Source organism: Cellulosilyticum lentocellum DSM 5427 (assembly GCF_000178835.2).
In the GTDB taxonomy this organism is placed as follows: Bacteria; Bacillota; Clostridia; order Lachnospirales; family Cellulosilyticaceae; genus Cellulosilyticum; species Cellulosilyticum lentocellum.
This window is the reverse complement of record NC_015275.1, coordinates 3,737,792-3,753,164: the sequence shown is the minus strand read 5'-3', so window position 1 is coordinate 3,753,164 and position 15,373 is coordinate 3,737,792. Positions and strand designations below refer to the sequence as shown.

13 protein-coding genes and 1 riboswitch are annotated in these 15,373 nt (G+C 35.4%); of the genes, 9 read left to right on the top strand and 4 right to left on the bottom strand.

Annotation, left to right across the window (positions count from 1 at the left end; genetic code table 11):
- Window positions 1-34: 34 nt before the first annotated feature.
- On the top strand, window positions 35-358 hold the full coding sequence (locus tag CLOLE_RS17260) for a rhodanese-like domain-containing protein (RefSeq protein ID WP_013658398.1): 324 nt from the start codon (window positions 35-37) through the stop codon (window positions 356-358).
- Between the two features lie 828 nt (window positions 359-1,186).
- Here CLOLE_RS17260 and CLOLE_RS17250 read toward each other — a convergent pair.
- Entirely contained in the window at window positions 1,187-1,573 is a 387-nt protein-coding gene (locus CLOLE_RS17250; protein ID WP_013658397.1) for a VOC family protein, read from the bottom strand.
- A gap of 328 nt (window positions 1,574-1,901) precedes the next feature.
- Window positions 1,902-3,089 (bottom strand): pyridoxal phosphate-dependent aminotransferase, encoded by a 1,188-nt coding sequence (locus tag CLOLE_RS17245; protein WP_013658396.1) that lies wholly within the window; start codon window positions 3,087-3,089, stop codon window positions 1,902-1,904.
- 352 nt (window positions 3,090-3,441) lie between these two features.
- On the opposite strand from CLOLE_RS17245, the gene CLOLE_RS17240 reads away from it, so the two are divergent.
- The gene (locus tag CLOLE_RS17240; protein WP_013658395.1) at window positions 3,442-4,653 is read left to right on the top strand and encodes a Gfo/Idh/MocA family protein; all 1,212 of its coding nucleotides are present in this window, start codon (window positions 3,442-3,444) and stop codon (window positions 4,651-4,653) included.
- Window positions 4,654-4,779: 126 nt separating this feature from the next.
- Window positions 4,780-5,142 carry a zinc ribbon domain-containing protein YjdM gene (locus CLOLE_RS17235; protein ID WP_330369281.1) on the top strand — a complete coding sequence of 121 codons (363 nt, stop codon included), beginning with the start codon at window positions 4,780-4,782 and terminating at the stop codon, window positions 5,140-5,142.
- A gap of 65 nt (window positions 5,143-5,207) precedes the next feature.
- Here the strand turns inward: CLOLE_RS17235 and CLOLE_RS17230 are convergent, their stop codons facing one another.
- Window positions 5,208-6,815: a PDC sensor domain-containing protein gene (locus CLOLE_RS17230; RefSeq protein ID WP_013658393.1), complete on the bottom strand. Its 1,608-nt coding sequence runs from the start codon at window positions 6,813-6,815 to the stop codon at window positions 5,208-5,210.
- Window positions 6,816-7,058: 243 nt separating this feature from the next.
- Entirely contained in the window at window positions 7,059-7,928 is an 870-nt protein-coding gene (locus CLOLE_RS17225) for a C39 family peptidase (RefSeq protein WP_013658392.1), read from the bottom strand.
- A 1,126-nt stretch (window positions 7,929-9,054) separates the two neighbouring features.
- Here CLOLE_RS17225 and CLOLE_RS17215 point away from each other — a divergent pair.
- The 6 genes from CLOLE_RS17215 (at window position 9,055) to cbiB (ending at window position 15,373) form a co-directional block, all read left to right on the top strand.
- A complete protein-coding gene (locus CLOLE_RS17215; protein WP_013658391.1) occupies window positions 9,055-9,429 on the top strand; it encodes a GntR family transcriptional regulator in 375 nt (124 codons plus the stop codon).
- 3 nt (window positions 9,430-9,432) lie between these two features.
- A complete protein-coding gene (locus tag CLOLE_RS17210) occupies window positions 9,433-10,293 on the top strand; it encodes an ABC transporter ATP-binding protein (RefSeq protein ID WP_013658390.1) in 861 nt (286 codons plus the stop codon).
- Between the two features lie 3 nt (window positions 10,294-10,296).
- Window positions 10,297-10,956, top strand: coding sequence for an ABC-2 transporter permease (locus CLOLE_RS17205; RefSeq protein ID WP_013658389.1), 660 nt, complete (start codon window positions 10,297-10,299; stop codon window positions 10,954-10,956).
- A 71-nt stretch (window positions 10,957-11,027) separates the two neighbouring features.
- Window positions 11,028-11,204, top strand: a riboswitch (cobalamin riboswitch).
- A gap of 337 nt (window positions 11,205-11,541) precedes the next feature.
- The gene (locus tag CLOLE_RS17200) at window positions 11,542-13,071 is read left to right on the top strand and encodes a cobyric acid synthase (protein WP_013658388.1); all 1,530 of its coding nucleotides are present in this window, start codon (window positions 11,542-11,544) and stop codon (window positions 13,069-13,071) included.
- Window positions 13,068-14,417: a cobyrinate a,c-diamide synthase gene (locus CLOLE_RS17195; RefSeq protein WP_013658387.1), complete on the top strand. Its 1,350-nt coding sequence runs from the start codon at window positions 13,068-13,070 to the stop codon at window positions 14,415-14,417. The genes CLOLE_RS17200 and CLOLE_RS17195 overlap by 4 nt, the downstream gene beginning before the upstream one ends.
- Window positions 14,417-15,373 (top strand): adenosylcobinamide-phosphate synthase CbiB, encoded by a 957-nt coding sequence (gene cbiB, locus CLOLE_RS17190; RefSeq protein ID WP_013658386.1) that lies wholly within the window; start codon window positions 14,417-14,419, stop codon window positions 15,371-15,373. Before CLOLE_RS17195 ends, cbiB begins: the two co-directional genes overlap by 1 nt.

The following is a 15,373-nucleotide window of genomic DNA, read 5'->3' as shown; positions in this document are numbered from 1 at the left end:
TTAACCATAGACAGTAGCTAGAAGGAGAACTAAAATGGATGAAATAGCAGAAGTACAAAGAATCAGTATAGAAGAAGCTAAACAGAATCTAGATACAGACAAAAGCATTGTATTATTAGATGTAAGAACCAAAATGGAATATGCAGAAGGTCATATTGAAGGAGCCATTAATGTACCAGTTAATGAACTAGAATACCAGATTGAGGATATGATTTCAGATAAAGAACAAACTATCTATTTATATTGTAGAAGTGGTGTAAGAACCATTATGGCAGGAGATACCTTATTAAATCTAGGATATACCTCCGTATATGATATGGGTGGTATTATTTACTGGCCTTATGAAATCGTTAAGTAATTAAATAATAAATAGTATTTAGTTAGTATGGTAAATAGAAATTTGACGTGGTATTTATGAGAGGTACGTCTGAGAGAAAATGAGTGGGTATGGGTGCCTTCCGTTGTTCCGGTTCACATTTTTAGAAGCACTAAGTTCACTTATTTAGATGAACGGCAGAACTCACTTCGTTCAAACAGCTGCCTAAAACCCATCTAAAACGTTCACTAAGTGCTTCTAAAAAATGCTCCCAAGTCACTACTCCAGGCACCCATTCCCACTCATTTTCACAAACGTTGTTGACCTCATAAACATCCAAGACAGTGAAGCAGCGTGGAAAGAAGGCGTAACGACAGTTAAAAAATACTCGAAGCCGAGGGCAGGCGCCCAAGGCAATAACGTATAAAGCTTCCCATAAGTCTATTTTGCCAAGAAGTAGCTCTGTAAGGAAGCTAGGGAGCCTTACAAGCATTATTGATCTCTTAAGTGTTCAAACCCCTAAGTGCAAAGTGCAGAAAAAAGATAATAACAAGTTTTGTTTTTTCTTGAAAACACTTAATGGAGGCGACTTTACGCGTTATTGCTGGTAGAACTGAGAGAGGGTGGCTGCCTGACGGGGTGACTTCGGAGTATTTTCAGTAGGCACTTAGCGAACGTTTTGGATGGTACTTAGCCCACGTGCCCCCGGGAACCGAGTTTGTGGGCGTTCATCCAAAAAAGTGAGCTTAGTGCCTACTGGAAATGCGGAGCCAAGCCACGATAGGTAGCCCCCCTCTCTCAGTTCCGCCCATATAGCCCGTAAAGTCCCCGACAAATTTCTATTTATATGGCTGAATAGTTATATGCTTGTTATTCAGTAATTTCAATCCTAATACCATTTGGATCACTTATACAACTTTCGAAGTAACCATCCCCAGTTTCTCTTGGTGCACTTAGTAATGGATAACCATCTTGTACTATTTGGTTAGTAAGAGTAATGACATTTTCTTTACTGCCTACAGAGAAAGCAATGTGGTGAATGCCATTTACATGATCCTTTGGCTCCCGATATTCTAATAACTCATGTGCCATTATTTCTAATCTAGCACCTGAATCAAAAGATAAAAAGTAACTGGAAAATCCTTTGGCATTTACATATTTTTCGTTGCTCTTGGCATTAAAGTATTTCATATAGAATGCTCTTGTACGCTCTAGATCATTTGTATAGAGTGCAATATGTGTTACTGAAATATTCATTTTACTATTTCTCCTTTTTATTCTGTAATTAATTCTAGAACAGCTATTTTCACTTCTCACTTGTCTTATATTTTAATGATATGATAATATGTTGATACAGTGAAGTATTTCGTGAGAAGATAGGCGCTAATCTTTCTAAACCCTTAAAGGATAAGATATCAAAAAAGCACTACTAATAAGCATTCAGCTTCTTAGTAGTGCTTTTTTACGTCGGACTCTGGTTTAAGATTTTATTGGGCTAGAGAAGTTTGTAAAAACAGGTGGAACCATCTATTGGTCTTTAAATTTATACATATGTGGGCAGCTAACCAAATCCCTAATAAAATTTTTATGCTTGATATTCTTGAATAAGTTTCTCAAAAGCTGGTAATGAGTTAACGATTTGTGATTGTTTAACACAGTAAGAAACTCTTACATAACCAGGACAACCAAAATCATCACCAGGTACGAGGAGAAGTTCATACTTTTTAGCTTTTTCACAGAAGGCATTAGCATCTTCTTCTAAAGCTTTTACAAAGAGGTAGAAGGCGCCATCTGGGCGAACACAATCATAACCAAACTTAGTAAGGCCATTATAAAGAATATCTCTATTTTCCTTATAAGCATTAATATCAGAAGTAGCACCAATGCATTTTTGAATAACAAATTGGAACAAGCTAGGTGCACACACATAACCAAGGGCTCTACCTGCACCACAGATAGCAGCGTACATATTGCCCCCATCTTCCATTTGATCTGATACGGCAATGTAACCAATTCTTTCACCAGGTAAAGAAAGAGATTTGCTGTAAGAGTAGCATACCAAAGTATTTTTATAGTAGTTCATAAGGTAGGGTACTTTAATGTTATCATAAACAATTTCTCTGTAAGGTTCATCGGAGATTAAGTAAATAGGATGATTGTATTCTTTAGATTTTTCTTCTAAAATACTACATAATTCTTTAACTGTTTCTTCTGAATAAACGACACCAGATGGGTTGTTTGGTGAGTTCATAATGATGGCTTTTGTATTCGGAGAAAGAAGGGCTTTAAAACTCTTAAAGTCAATCTGGAAGTTATCAGTATTAACAGGAACTACTTTAAGTTTTGCACCTACTGACTCTACAAAGACACGGTATTCGGGAAAGAAAGGCGCAAAAGTAATAAACTCATCACCAGGCATTGTAAGAGCTTTAGCACAAATACATAAAGAAGCAGCAGCTCCTACCGTCATGTAAATATGATTAGCTGTAACATTCGTACCAAATCTTTCATTAATAGAATCTGCTATGGTTTTTCTAACACCAGCATCGCCCTGTGCAGAGGTGTAGCTATGAAGTACATTAGAATCATTAGAATTTAATAATTCTAAAAGAGCCTCCTTTACACATTCTGGAGCAGGCACATTAGGATTGCCAAGACTAAAGTCATAGACGTTCTCCGCGCCAATTTCCCCAGCTCTTATTTTACCATACTCAAAGATTTCTCTGATGACAGAGCGTTTTGTTCCTAATTGAAGCATTTCATTTGAAATCATGTTTTCTCTCCTTTTTAGTTAATTTGGTATTTAAGTTACTAGTTTATTGAAATCAAATTATTATTAACAAGGGTTTAGTATAATTTACAATATTTTTCTGTACATTTCAACCACTAGCCAATAAATATAAAGTTGTCTGAGCGTTTATGAGGAATGATGCTAGGTAGAAATGAGAGGATAAGGGCTACCTCTCGGAAATATGCTTCGTATTTTTTGCTGTCTTTAACTACTATACATAAAATTGGTTGCATTTTCTCAATAGTTGGAGTTAAATAGAAAATAATAGCGAAAAAGTCATGTATTATAGTAGCTATACGATTATAAAAAAATAGATCATTTTAGGAAGAAGACTATGAGAAAAAGGATTAAGGTTATATTAACAGGATTAAATGGTTATGGAAAAAATTTTATAACTGAAATACTAAGAGAAGAAATCTCTAAAGATATTCAATTAGTTGGAGTAGTGAGCAGAAATCCTACAGCTAGTGAGTATTATGAGAAGCTACTAGAAAATGGTGTGATGCTATATACGAAATTAGAACAATGTTTAGTAGAAAATGAAGTGGACTTAGCCATTATTGCGACACCCATGCATGTCCACTATGAGGAAGTCATGTGTGCTTTAAAACACGGCGTTAATGTGTTTTGTGAGAAACCATTAGCACCTACTATAGATGAATGTCTGGAAATAAAGAAAGTAGCGGAGCAATTAGGAAAGGTTGCTGCAGTAGACTTCCAGTGGTCCTATTCTAAGGCAATACAGCATCTAAAAAGAGATATTTTAGCTGGCAAATATGGTGCTATTAAAAGTATTAAAACAGTAGTTAACTGGAATAGACCTAAAAGCTACTTTGAAGATAGTAACTGGAAGGGGAAAATACAGGGGGAGGATGGTAAGTATATTTTAGAGTCTGTTATGAGTAATGGAGCAGCTCACTTTTTACACAATTTGTTTTTTTTATGTGGAGAAACGATACAGCAGTCAGCTTATCCTGTAAGTATTGAAGGAGAAGGATACAGAGCCCATCAAGTGGAAGGATATGATACTGTTTTTATGCGCATGATGACTAGTGAGGGGCAGGAGTTATTATATCTAGCTACTATTGCAGCGAAAGAAGCAAAAAGACCTAGATTTACCATTGAATTAGAAAAAGCTACGGTAAACTTCCCAGAAGGAGAAGAAGAAAATATAGTTGTACATACTCATATAGGAGAACAAATGGTTTATGGTTCTCCAGAAGAAGGGCGTTTTATGCATTATTTACGCGCAGCAGAAGCTATACAAACAAGGGAAAGAGTAGCTTGTGATGTAGAAACTATTTTACCAGGGGTTATAGCTGCTAATGCCGCTATGCAGTATATTGCGGTTCGTGAATTTCCTAAAGAACTTGTTTTTGAAGATGAAAAATCTGTTTATGTTAAAGAACTAGATAGATTATTAGAACGCTGCTATGAAGAGAAAAAATTACCTAATGAATTAGGTATTCATTGGGCCATTCCAAGTGAAACGATAGCTATTAAAGGATATCATTCTTTTAGAGGTATAGCAGACAAAGAAGAGTAATAGGATAGGATAAGTTAGATGATACAAAATAAAAAATAGGACAAACTAGTCAAGATAAAAAACTTAAAAATTTGTCAAGTATTTAAGACTATGTTATGATAGATGGACTAGAATGTACAACAAAGAATGGAGAACAGAAATATGACAACTTTGCCTAATTGCCCAAAATGTAATTCAGAATATACTTATGAAGATGGGACGCTTTTAGTTTGCCCAGAGTGTGCTTATGAGTGGACGCCAACGACAGAGGCCCAACAAGAAGATGCAAGTGCTATTAAAGATGCAAATGGTAATATTTTAAATGAAGGAGATTCTGTAACAGTTATCAAAGATCTTAAAGTAAAAGGAAGTTCATTAGTTATTAAAATAGGAACAAAAGTAAAGAACATCCGTTTAATTGAAGATGCTACAGATGGACATAACATTGATTGTAAAATTGATGGGATTGGTGGTATGAAGCTTAAATCTGAATTCGTAAAAAAACTTTAATATAAGCTTTGAGTAAAGGAGCCTGTGCTTAAATTATTAAGCATAGGCTCCTTTTTATGTAAGGTTTATTCTTTTAATTTAAAGTGAGAAAGAGCAGCTTTTAGGTCTTTAGCCATGTATTTAAGCTCTTCTGTATGTTCATCTAATTTAATAAGGGATTGATTAACATTTTTGGTTAAATCAGAAACCTCTTCAGCAGCTGCAGCAACTTCTTCAGAATCAGCGGCTATATTCTCAACTTTAGTAATAGCAATATTGGTACTTGCAGTAGCCCTAGTAAAAATGTCGTTAAAGACACTTGAAGGATCAGTATCTAAAGGATTTTGACTGCCAGGAGAGAGTTGCTTGTTAATATAAGCATTGGTTTCAGCTAAAATACTACCTAAATTGTCTACATGGATACTTGCTTCTTGTATACGGTGGGCTTGATTTGTCGTACTATGAGCCACATCACTTATAGCAGCAAATACATTTTTTGTAGAATCACTAGTTTCAGAGCTAATAGTAGCAATCTCATCAGAAGACTTTAATAGTGCATGAGAAGCTGAGTCAACATTACGAATGAGGATAGATACGCTTGTAATCATCTTATTAAAATTATTAGCTAAGTCGGTAAATTCATCATTACCAATAAGTTGGATGTTTTGACTTAAATCTCCTTTGGCTACATCACTAACGGCTTTATTCATATAATTGAGTTTTCGCTTAATCATAGTAGTGACAGCTATAGCAATTATAATACCTAAAATAATACCGATAAGAGCAGTGCCTAATGTAAAGTAAACAATCGTATTTAAGCTATCAGAAATTTCTTTCTCACTAACAACACCGACTAGTTTCCAGTTAGTAATTTCGTCATTAAAAATAACCACATTAACTGTTTGTCCATTTAAATTAATCTGAGTATTAACTTGATTTTGGTCTTTAATATTATCCCAGTTAGGAAGTGTGGTTAAGCTAGATTTGATAAATGTATTCCGATTATTGTCAACTAAGATTGTGCCATCTGCATTGGCTAAAAGTACATAGCCTGTGTTTAATAGGTTAATATTTTGGACGAACTTTTTTATTTCATCAAAAGGGATATCTATAGCAACACAACCTACTTGTTCTTTATTAGCTTTCACTTCTTGGGAAACGGTAATAATGAGTCTATTAGTTGTAGGATCTATATAAGGTTCAGTAAAAACAGCATATACACCACTTCTATAAGAAGAACCGATGGCATTTTTAAACCAAGGTTTATCGGTGTAGTCGTCATTTTCAAGGGTATGATGAGGAATATTTTTTCCATTTTCTACAGTATACCAAGCTGTAACGACTTTACCGCTATTAGTAGCATAATAGCCTCTTAGGGCACCTTCTGTTGTTTTAAGAGCAGCAACGATAGAGTCTTCAATAGCAGTCACATTATCTTCTAAAGAGCCACTATCTTCCATATGCTTTAGTTCATTTTTACGAGTTAGAATATTGAGTTGTTGGCCTAAGTTTTTTAAATAGAGTTCAAAACTATTCTTACTTTCTTTAAGCGTTTGAAAGCTAGTAAGTTGCATATTATCTGTCAAAACGCTATGAGATTTCTGGATAGACATAATACTTAAAAATGTAAGTGGTACAATAATAGCTACTAAAAAGCATGAAATTAACTTAATAACAATTCCTTTTTTGTGCATGAGAAGTTCCTTCCTTTGTGTAAATAATAGGTCCTATACAATAGACATTATAATAGGATTATTTTAATTATTCTATAAATAATAACAAATAATAGTAAATAATAGCAAAATACATTAAGATATCTATTAAAAAAATATATTTTGTAGTAAATAGCATTTATTTTTTGAGATATTGATGAAGAAGAAGCCTTTAAAGAGGAGCTTTTGCAAGCTAAATAAATCTTGATAAGACAAATAAAGAACCTATGAGCTAAATGCCCATAGGTTCTTTATTTGTTTAGTAAGTGTATCTAGGTCCCAAGTTTGATTGCTCCTAATTAAGCTATCCGAATCATTAACAATAATTTTTCCATTAGGAGCAATACCTGTTAAAACAATAAAATGTCCAGAAGTGGTAAAATCTCCGGGGCGCATACTTGCAATAATAGGATTACCATTAGTAAGGCGACTAATAATGACATCGTCATTTAAAGGTAGTTCTTCACTGGTAATACCTAAAGTCTCTGCTCCTTTTGTCATGAGATCCCAACTGGAGCCTCGTCCTTCTACCAAGTAACCTTGTTCATAGCTAAAGTCAGCTATGGCTTTTGGGTTGAGTTCGGTATTTCCAGTGAGACCTACAGCTACCATAGAAAGAGCCGTAGGACCACAACCATTTACGGCAATAAAATCATCTCCATAGTGTTCATAGCCCCATCTTGTATCCCATTGAATAAATAAAGGGATTTCTCCAGGAGTATAGTCTTTCGTGATAGAAATAGGAGATTTGTCCTCAAGGTTGGCTAGGTAGTTGGCATAGTTGTTTACAAAAGCGATAGTTTCAGGTTTCTTTTCGGCAAGTTCTAGAAGCGAAGCTGGATAATCTGAGTAGTTGGCATCTGCTAATATGTCTGAGCTCTCACTTGAATAGAGAATGGTCTCAGGAACTGAAGAAGTAGGAAAAGAAAAGAAGGTTTTCTTTACTAACGCAGCTACACATAAAATAAGTAACCAGAAAAAGATATAGCGAGTAGCTTGTATTAACTGTTTTCTTTTATGTTTTTTCTTGGATTTTATAGTAGTCCTTTTATAAGTGGGGGATTTGGTAAGATAGTTTCCAGGATTTTCGTTCATAAATACCTCCTTAGTGCTAGGTTACTTATTTAAATATAACCAAATTATAGTCGTTATTATACATAGGAAATCTTACAGTGAGGCAGATTTATTTATTACAGTTTAGTAAGAAAGATATTTATGTCATTTTTTAGTGAAAATATGAATAGAAATTTGTTGGTGGCGTTACTGGGCCATTTGGGAGGAACTGAGAGAGGGTGGCTATCCTACGTGGCTTGGCTCCGTATTTTCAATAGGCACTAAGCTCACTTTTTTGGATGAACGCCCACAAACTCGGTTCCCTCGAACACGTGGGCTAAATACCATCCAAAACGTTCGCTAAGTGCCTACTGAAAATACTCCGAAGTCACCCCGCTAGGACAGCCACCCTCTTTCAGTTCTACCAACAATAACGCGTAAAGCCTCCTCCATTAGGTGTATTCAAGAAAAAAGAAAACTTATTATTATCTCTTTTCTGCACTTCTCACTTAGGGGTTTGAACGCTTAAGAGATCAATAATGCTTGTAAGGCTCCCTAGCTTCCTTACAGAGCTACTTCTTGGCAAAATAGACTTATGGGAAGCTTTATACGTTATTGCCTTGGGCGCCTGCCCCTGGCTTCGAGTATTTTTTAACTGTTGTTACGCCTTCTTTCCACTCTGCTTCACTGTCTTGGATGTTTATGAGGTCAACAACGTTTGTGAAAATGAGTGGGAATGGGTGCCTGGAGTAGTGACTTGGGAGCATTTTTTAGAAGCACTTAGTGAACGTTTTAGATGGGTTTTAGGCAGCTGTTTGAACGAAGTGAGTTCTGCCGTTCATCTAAATAAGTGAACTTAGTGCTTCAAAAAATGTGAACCGGAACAACGGAAGGCACCCATACCCACTCATTTTCTCTCAGACGTACTTCTCATAAACGCCCAGACAAATTTCTATTTAGAATAGTATCTCAATAACGACGATAAATTAACAAATCATATTGACAATCTAAAAATATAGAGTTAATATCTGTATATAGACTATATACACAGTATATGTACAGTTGGCTTGAGAAAAGTATTTAAAATTAATATAAGTTTAAACAATAACATAAAAGTATTGATAAGTGTAAAAGGTTGTGAATTAAAAAGAGGGAAAGGAGTGAAGGTGTGGATATTATTATTGTAAATGACAGTGCAATTCCACTTTATGAGCAGATTATTAGCCAGATTAAAGAACACATTTTAAAAGGTGAGATTCAGCAAGGGACTTTATTACCCTCTATTCGTATGATGGCAAAAGAATTAAAGGTAAGTATTATTACAGTAAAAAGGGCTTATGAGGATTTAGAGGCGGAAGGCTTTGTGCAAACTACACCAGGAAAGGGGACCTATGTTTCTTTAGCTAATAAGGAAAGGCTCAAGGAAATGCAAATGAGCCAATTAGAAGAAAAACTAGAAGCTATTGTAGTCGCAGCCAAAAGTATAGATATGACTTTAGAAGAACTTCAAGAACGCGTAGCCGTTATTTATGAGGAGGTATAGAAGATGGAAGCAGTGGTTTTTAAAGATGTTAAAAAACAGTTTGATGGATTTGAATTAAATATTCCCAAGTTAAGTATTAAGAAAGGGTATATTACTGGTTTTATAGGTGAAAATGGGTCGGGTAAAACGACTACTATTAAACTAATGCTAGATATGCTTATTCCTGATACGGGCGAGGTTCTAATTGATGGGATGAGAGTGAGTGAAAATGCGAAAGCAATCAAAGAGAAAATAGGATATGTGGGAGAGCCAACTGGTTATCCTCAAGAATCTAAGCTTAAAAATATTAAACGCATGGTAAAGCCTTTTTATAAAGATTGGGATGAAGAGCTTTTTAATAGCTATATGGAGCGCTTTGGATTAAAAGAAGATAAAAAGTATGGGGACTTATCTACAGGACAAAAAAAGCAATTTGCCCTTATTGTAGCTCTGGCGCATAAGCCGGAACTTATTATTTTAGATGAACCAACAGCTGGACTTGACCCAGTTGTAAGAAGTGAGATGATTGATTTATTAATGGAGCATATGCAAAACGAAGAAGTAACTATTTTTTATTCGACCCATATCACTTCAGATCTTGAAAAAGCAGGAGACTATCTAGTATATATCCGAAATGGCCGCATCGAAATGCAAGCCCCAAAAGATGAACTTTTAAACAATTACTGCATTGTTAAAGGGCCAAAGCATTTATTTGATAAGGAAATTCAAAAAGAGCTACTAGGCTATAAACAAACCAGCCTAGGTGGTGAAGCACTAGTGAGAAGTAGAGCATTAGCCAAGGAACTTTTTGGCAATGAAGTGAAATATGTAGTGCCAACTATTGAAGATGTTATGGTGCTCTTATCTAGCAAGAGGGGGGAATAGAGGATGAATGGAACATTTTTACTCATTAAGAAAAACTGGATTTATCTCATCACTTCGATTAAATCAGCTTTAGTATCAAGTATCTTATTTTGCTTATTTATGCCAATGTGGAGTATTGGTTTTGGAGTTGTGATGCCTGCACTTATTGGCTATATTTTAACATACAGTATCATGGCGTATGAAGAGCGTAGTAAGGTAGAGCTCATGACAGCTGCCATGCCTGTCAGTAGAAAGGAAATGTGTACTTCAAGATATATAGAAAGTCTTATTTATCTTATAGGTGGTTGCGTGATTGCTCAAATAGGTTTATGGTTTAACTTTATCACTCAGCAGCACATGATGATGGAAGAAATACTTAAGATGGTACCTATAATGCTAGCTGCTACTTTCTTAATAGGAGCTATTTATAACAGTATTATCTTACCAGTTATTTTTTATTTTGGAACGATTAAAGCCAGATATTATTTAATATTTAGCTATATTCTCATATTTGTAGGTGCTAATACGATAAGTAACATGAGATTAGTAGATGAAAGTATAGTAGTATATATCAATAAACTGGATGGTATTATGCCGATACTAATGATGTTAATAGGTGTTATAATTTACTATATTTCGTATCGTATTAGCCTTAATATTTGGACGAAGAAAGATTTTAAATAGAAGCACATATAAGCAATCTAATAATGATGAAGCATTTCAAAATACGAATACCTATGCTAGAATAAAGGAAATGAATAATAAGAATTTAAGGTGCTGTGTAAGCTTAATAGGGAAATGTGTGGAACACTGCAGCCCCCGCTACTGTATATAAGGACTAACTGCCAGTAAGCCACTGTAACTTGGTTATGGGAAGGTGGCAGGAAGGAAGAATTATAAGCCAGGAGACCTACCTTAAATGATAAAAGAATCTTTCGGAGGGAAAGAGGCTTATCCATTAAGAAAACTAGTATAGAGATGCTGCTAACTAGCGTAAGTAGCATTGACTATAAAAGAAAAGAGCTTAGAAGAATGTAGAGTAGCTCTTTTTATAGAGTAGATAGAATCTATGTTCTTATATAAGCAAAAGTCTCCCCGATGTGGGAGACTTTTTATTTGTTATTACTATAGGAAAGCGTATATTTTGCCGCTATACTAAATAGAAATAAAGTGAATGACAGTATAAAATGTGAGCTTATCTAAACCTCTATTTTTAACACTCTGCTTTTCATTATTCATTCTTAATTCATTCATATTAAAGGAGCACTTATGGGAAAAAGTATTATGTTTCAGGGAACGGCCTCGAATGTAGGGAAAAGTTTATTAACTGCGGGGTTTTGTAGAGTATTTAAACAAGATGGCCTTAGGGTTATTCCTTTTAAATCTCAAAATATGGCGCTTAACTCGTTTATTACAGAAGAAGGCTTAGAAATGGGAAGAGCTCAGGTTTTTCAAGCAGAGGCGGCAGGGATTAAACCTAGTGCTAGGATGAATCCTATTTTACTCAAGCCTACAAGTGATCAGGGCTCACAGGTGATTATAAATGGGAAAGTATATGGCAATATGACAGCTAGAGAGTATCATGAATTCAAACCACAGTTAGCAGAAATGATTAAAAGACATTATGAGAGTTTAAGTAGTGAATATGACGTTGTGGCTATAGAAGGAGCAGGAAGTCCTGCGGAGATTAACTTAAGAGATAAAGATATTGTCAATATGGGTATGGCGGAAATAGCAGATTCACCGGTTATTTTAATTGCAGATATTGATAAGGGTGGGGTGTTTGCTTCTATTTTAGGAACCATTATGCTTTTAACAGAGGAAGAAAGAGCTAGAGTCAAAGGTGTGATCATTAATAAATTTAGAGGAGATCGTAGTATTTTAGAACCAGGCATCAAAATGCTAGAGGATTTAATTAAAATCCCTGTATTAGGTGTAGTGCCTTATACGTATTTAAAGGTAGAGGATGAAGATAGTTTAACAAGTCGTTTTTATCAAACTGTAGGCAAAAATAATGCCATTGATATTGCTATCATCCACCTGCCACATATCTCTAATTTTACAGACTTTAATATGTTAGAAATACAAGAGGATGTACAGCTAAGATATATAAGACGTGGTGAAAAAATCGGAATACCCGACTTAGTTATTTTGCCAGGAAGTAAAAATACTTTAGCAGATCTAGCCTATTTAAAAGAAAGCGGTTTAGATATAGAACTTCATAAACTTCATGCACAAGGCATTCTTATTATGGGCATATGTGGTGGTTATCAAATATTAGGCGAAAAAATAGCAGACCCTTATGGTGTAGAAGGTCATATGAAAGAAGCATATGGGCTTGGCTTACTTCCTATTGAGACGACTTTTGAAGGTGAGAAGGTAACGACTCAAGTAGAAGGAACTATTTGTAAAAACTTACCAGATGTGCTAAGTGCAGTGACATCTACTAAGGTAAAAGGCTATGAAATTCATATGGGTGTGACAAAAATGGCAAAGGAAGCAAAACCCTTAATGACTTTTACAAAGAGACTAGGCCAAACCATAAATGAATTAGAAGGGACTTGTAATGAAGCGGGTAATGTATTTGGCACATACTTACATGGTATCTTTGATGAAGCTAGTTTTACTAGAAACCTTTTAAATGCCATAAGAGTTAAGAAAGGATTAGAAGCAGTAGAAAATAGCACTGTTTCTTTTGAGGCTTTCAAACAAGGTGAATATGACAAGCTGGCACAAGTACTTAGAGAACATGTAGATATGGCAGCTATTTATGATATTTTAGGAGTAACAAAGAAATGAAAAAATTATTGATTGCAGGAACAGCGAGTGGTGTTGGGAAAACGACTCTTTCTTTAGGAATTATGAGGGCTTTGCAAGCAAGGGGCCTTCAAGTTCAACCTTATAAAGTAGGCCCAGATTATATTGATACAGCTTACCATACGAAGGTAACAGGAAGAGCTTCTAGAAATTTGGACCTTTATATGCTAGAAGAGGAACAAGTCAAGTATCTATTTAATAGAAGTATGCAGGACGCGGATGTTGCTGTAGTAGAGGGAGTAATGGGCTTATACGATGGTAAAGGCAGTTCTATTACTGAATGTAGCAGCGCATCAGTTGCTAAGCTGCTGAAATTACCAGTGATTTTAGTGATTGATGCAAGAGCTATGGCAGCGTCTAGTGCAGCTATGGTGTTAGGTTACAAAAACATCGATCCAGAAGTGAATATAGTAGGGGTGATAGCGAATGGTATCAAAACAGAAAGTCACTTTAACTTGGTCAAAGCCTCTATTGAAAAGTACTGTCACATACCAGCTATTGGTTATTTACCTCCAGAAGACCATTTTAACTTACCTTCTAGACACTTAGGACTTGTGCCTAGTGAAGAGTTAGAAGCTTTAGAGGAAAGAATGGAGCTTTTAGCCAAAGCAGTAGAGACGTCTATTGATTTAGATTTACTTTTGGAACTTATAGAAGGTGAAGAAATCACTAGTACATTTCAGCCTCTTATTAAACGAGATCATAAGATCCAAACAATAGCAGTAGCTTATGATGAAGCTTTTCATTTTTATTATCAAGATAATTTACAGTTATTAGAGGATTTAGGGATAAAGCTTATTTATTTTAGTCCTTTAGCAGATACCAGTTTACCTGTGTGTGATTTGATTTATATCGGTGGTGGTTTTCCAGAGGTCTTTGCAGCAGACTTAGAAGCTAATCAGACAATGAGGAGGGAACTTAAAACAGCTCATGAAAATAACATTCCTATTTATGCAGAGTGTGGTGGACTCATGTATTTAGGAGAACGCCTGATAGATCATGAAGGGAAAAGCTATGAAATGGTAGGCGTTTTTGAAGGGGAAAGCCGTATGACTAAGGGATTAAAGCGTTTTGGCTATTGCTTTGGAACTGCCGAGGAAGATACCTTGCTTTCTGCAAAAGGACAGACATTAAAAGGACATGAGTTTCATCATTCAGAGTTTTACACCAATGAAAAAGCAGTTTATAGAATGCAAAAAGACAATAAAGGTGAAGCTTGGGTAGGAGGCTATACAAAAGGTAATACACTAGCCACTTATTTACATTTACACTTTTATAGCCATTTAGAAGCTGTAGAAAGATTGTTAAGTGCAGGAGGAAAAGTCTAATGATGATGCTAGGGTGTTTAATCACGGCTTATGTATTGGATTTGATCTTCGGAGATCCTTACAGCTTTCCTCATCCTATAAGATATATAGGCCGCCTTATTAAATGGAGTGAAAAGCAAATAAGAAAAATAGCAAAGTCACCTAGGGGTTTAAAGGTAGGAGGCTTTGTTTTATGGGGTATAACTGTAGGCACAACAGTTACAGTAGTTTATTTGGTACTGGTATTAGCTAAAGTGCATTGGTTGCTTTATTTTGTTGTAAATAGTATCTTACTATATACGACTTTAGCAACTAAGTGCCTAGGGGATGAAGCTAATAAAATTAGAAAAGTATTGGAGACAGATACGCTAGAAAAAGCTAGAGTACAGCTTTCTTATATAGTAGGAAGAGATACTTCCAAACTGAGTGAAAAGGAAATCATTCGTGCCACTGTGGAGACAGTAGCAGAAAATACTGTAGATGGTATTATCGCACCCTTATTTTATGCCTTTATTGGAGGAGCACCTTTAGCTTTTGCGTATAAGGCTATTAATACCTTAGATTCTACAGTAGGTTATAAAAATGAAAAGTATAAAGACTTAGGTTTTGCTTCTGCTAAAATAGATGACATAGCTAATTACGTGCCAGCAAGGTTAACAGCTGTTTTAATGAGTTTAGCAAGCGTCCTTTTACACTTTGATGCTAAAAACTGTTTAAAAATTGCTATTCGTGATAGAAAGAATCACAAAAGTCCTAACTGTGCTTATCCAGAGGGTGCTGCAGCAGGGGCTTTAGGTGTGCAATTAGGTGGGACTAACGTTTATTTTGGTGAAGTAGTCGTGAAACCAACCATAGGAGATGCTACAAGAGAACTAGTGATCGCAGATATTACAAGAGGAAATCAGCTGATGTATATGACATCGGTTGTTGGAGTACTCATTTTCACTGGTCTATGGCTTATTTGCTTTTTGTATTAA

Coding starts and splice junctions, on each gene's coding strand:
- CLOLE_RS17195 (WP_013658387.1), top strand. CDS start 13,068: ATGAAAAAATTATTGATTGCAGGAACAGCGAGTGGTGTTGGGAAAACG.
- CLOLE_RS17200 (WP_013658388.1), top strand. CDS start 11,542: ATGGGAAAAAGTATTATGTTTCAGGGAACGGCCTCGAATGTAGGGAAA.
- CLOLE_RS17210 (WP_013658390.1), top strand. CDS start 9,433: ATGGAAGCAGTGGTTTTTAAAGATGTTAAAAAACAGTTTGATGGATTT.
- cbiB (WP_013658386.1), top strand. CDS start 14,417: ATGATGATGCTAGGGTGTTTAATCACGGCTTATGTATTGGATTTGATC.
- CLOLE_RS17260 (WP_013658398.1), top strand. CDS start 35: ATGGATGAAATAGCAGAAGTACAAAGAATCAGTATAGAAGAAGCTAAA.
- CLOLE_RS17245 (WP_013658396.1), bottom strand. CDS start 3,089: ATGATTTCAAATGAAATGCTTCAATTAGGAACAAAACGCTCTGTCATC.
- CLOLE_RS17240 (WP_013658395.1), top strand. CDS start 3,442: ATGAGAAAAAGGATTAAGGTTATATTAACAGGATTAAATGGTTATGGA.
- CLOLE_RS17235 (WP_330369281.1), top strand. CDS start 4,780: ATGGAGAACAGAAATATGACAACTTTGCCTAATTGCCCAAAATGTAAT.
- CLOLE_RS17230 (WP_013658393.1), bottom strand. CDS start 6,815: ATGCACAAAAAAGGAATTGTTATTAAGTTAATTTCATGCTTTTTAGTA.
- CLOLE_RS17250 (WP_013658397.1), bottom strand. CDS start 1,573: ATGAATATTTCAGTAACACATATTGCACTCTATACAAATGATCTAGAG.
- CLOLE_RS17205 (WP_013658389.1), top strand. CDS start 10,297: ATGAATGGAACATTTTTACTCATTAAGAAAAACTGGATTTATCTCATC.
- CLOLE_RS17225 (WP_013658392.1), bottom strand. CDS start 7,928: ATGAACGAAAATCCTGGAAACTATCTTACCAAATCCCCCACTTATAAA.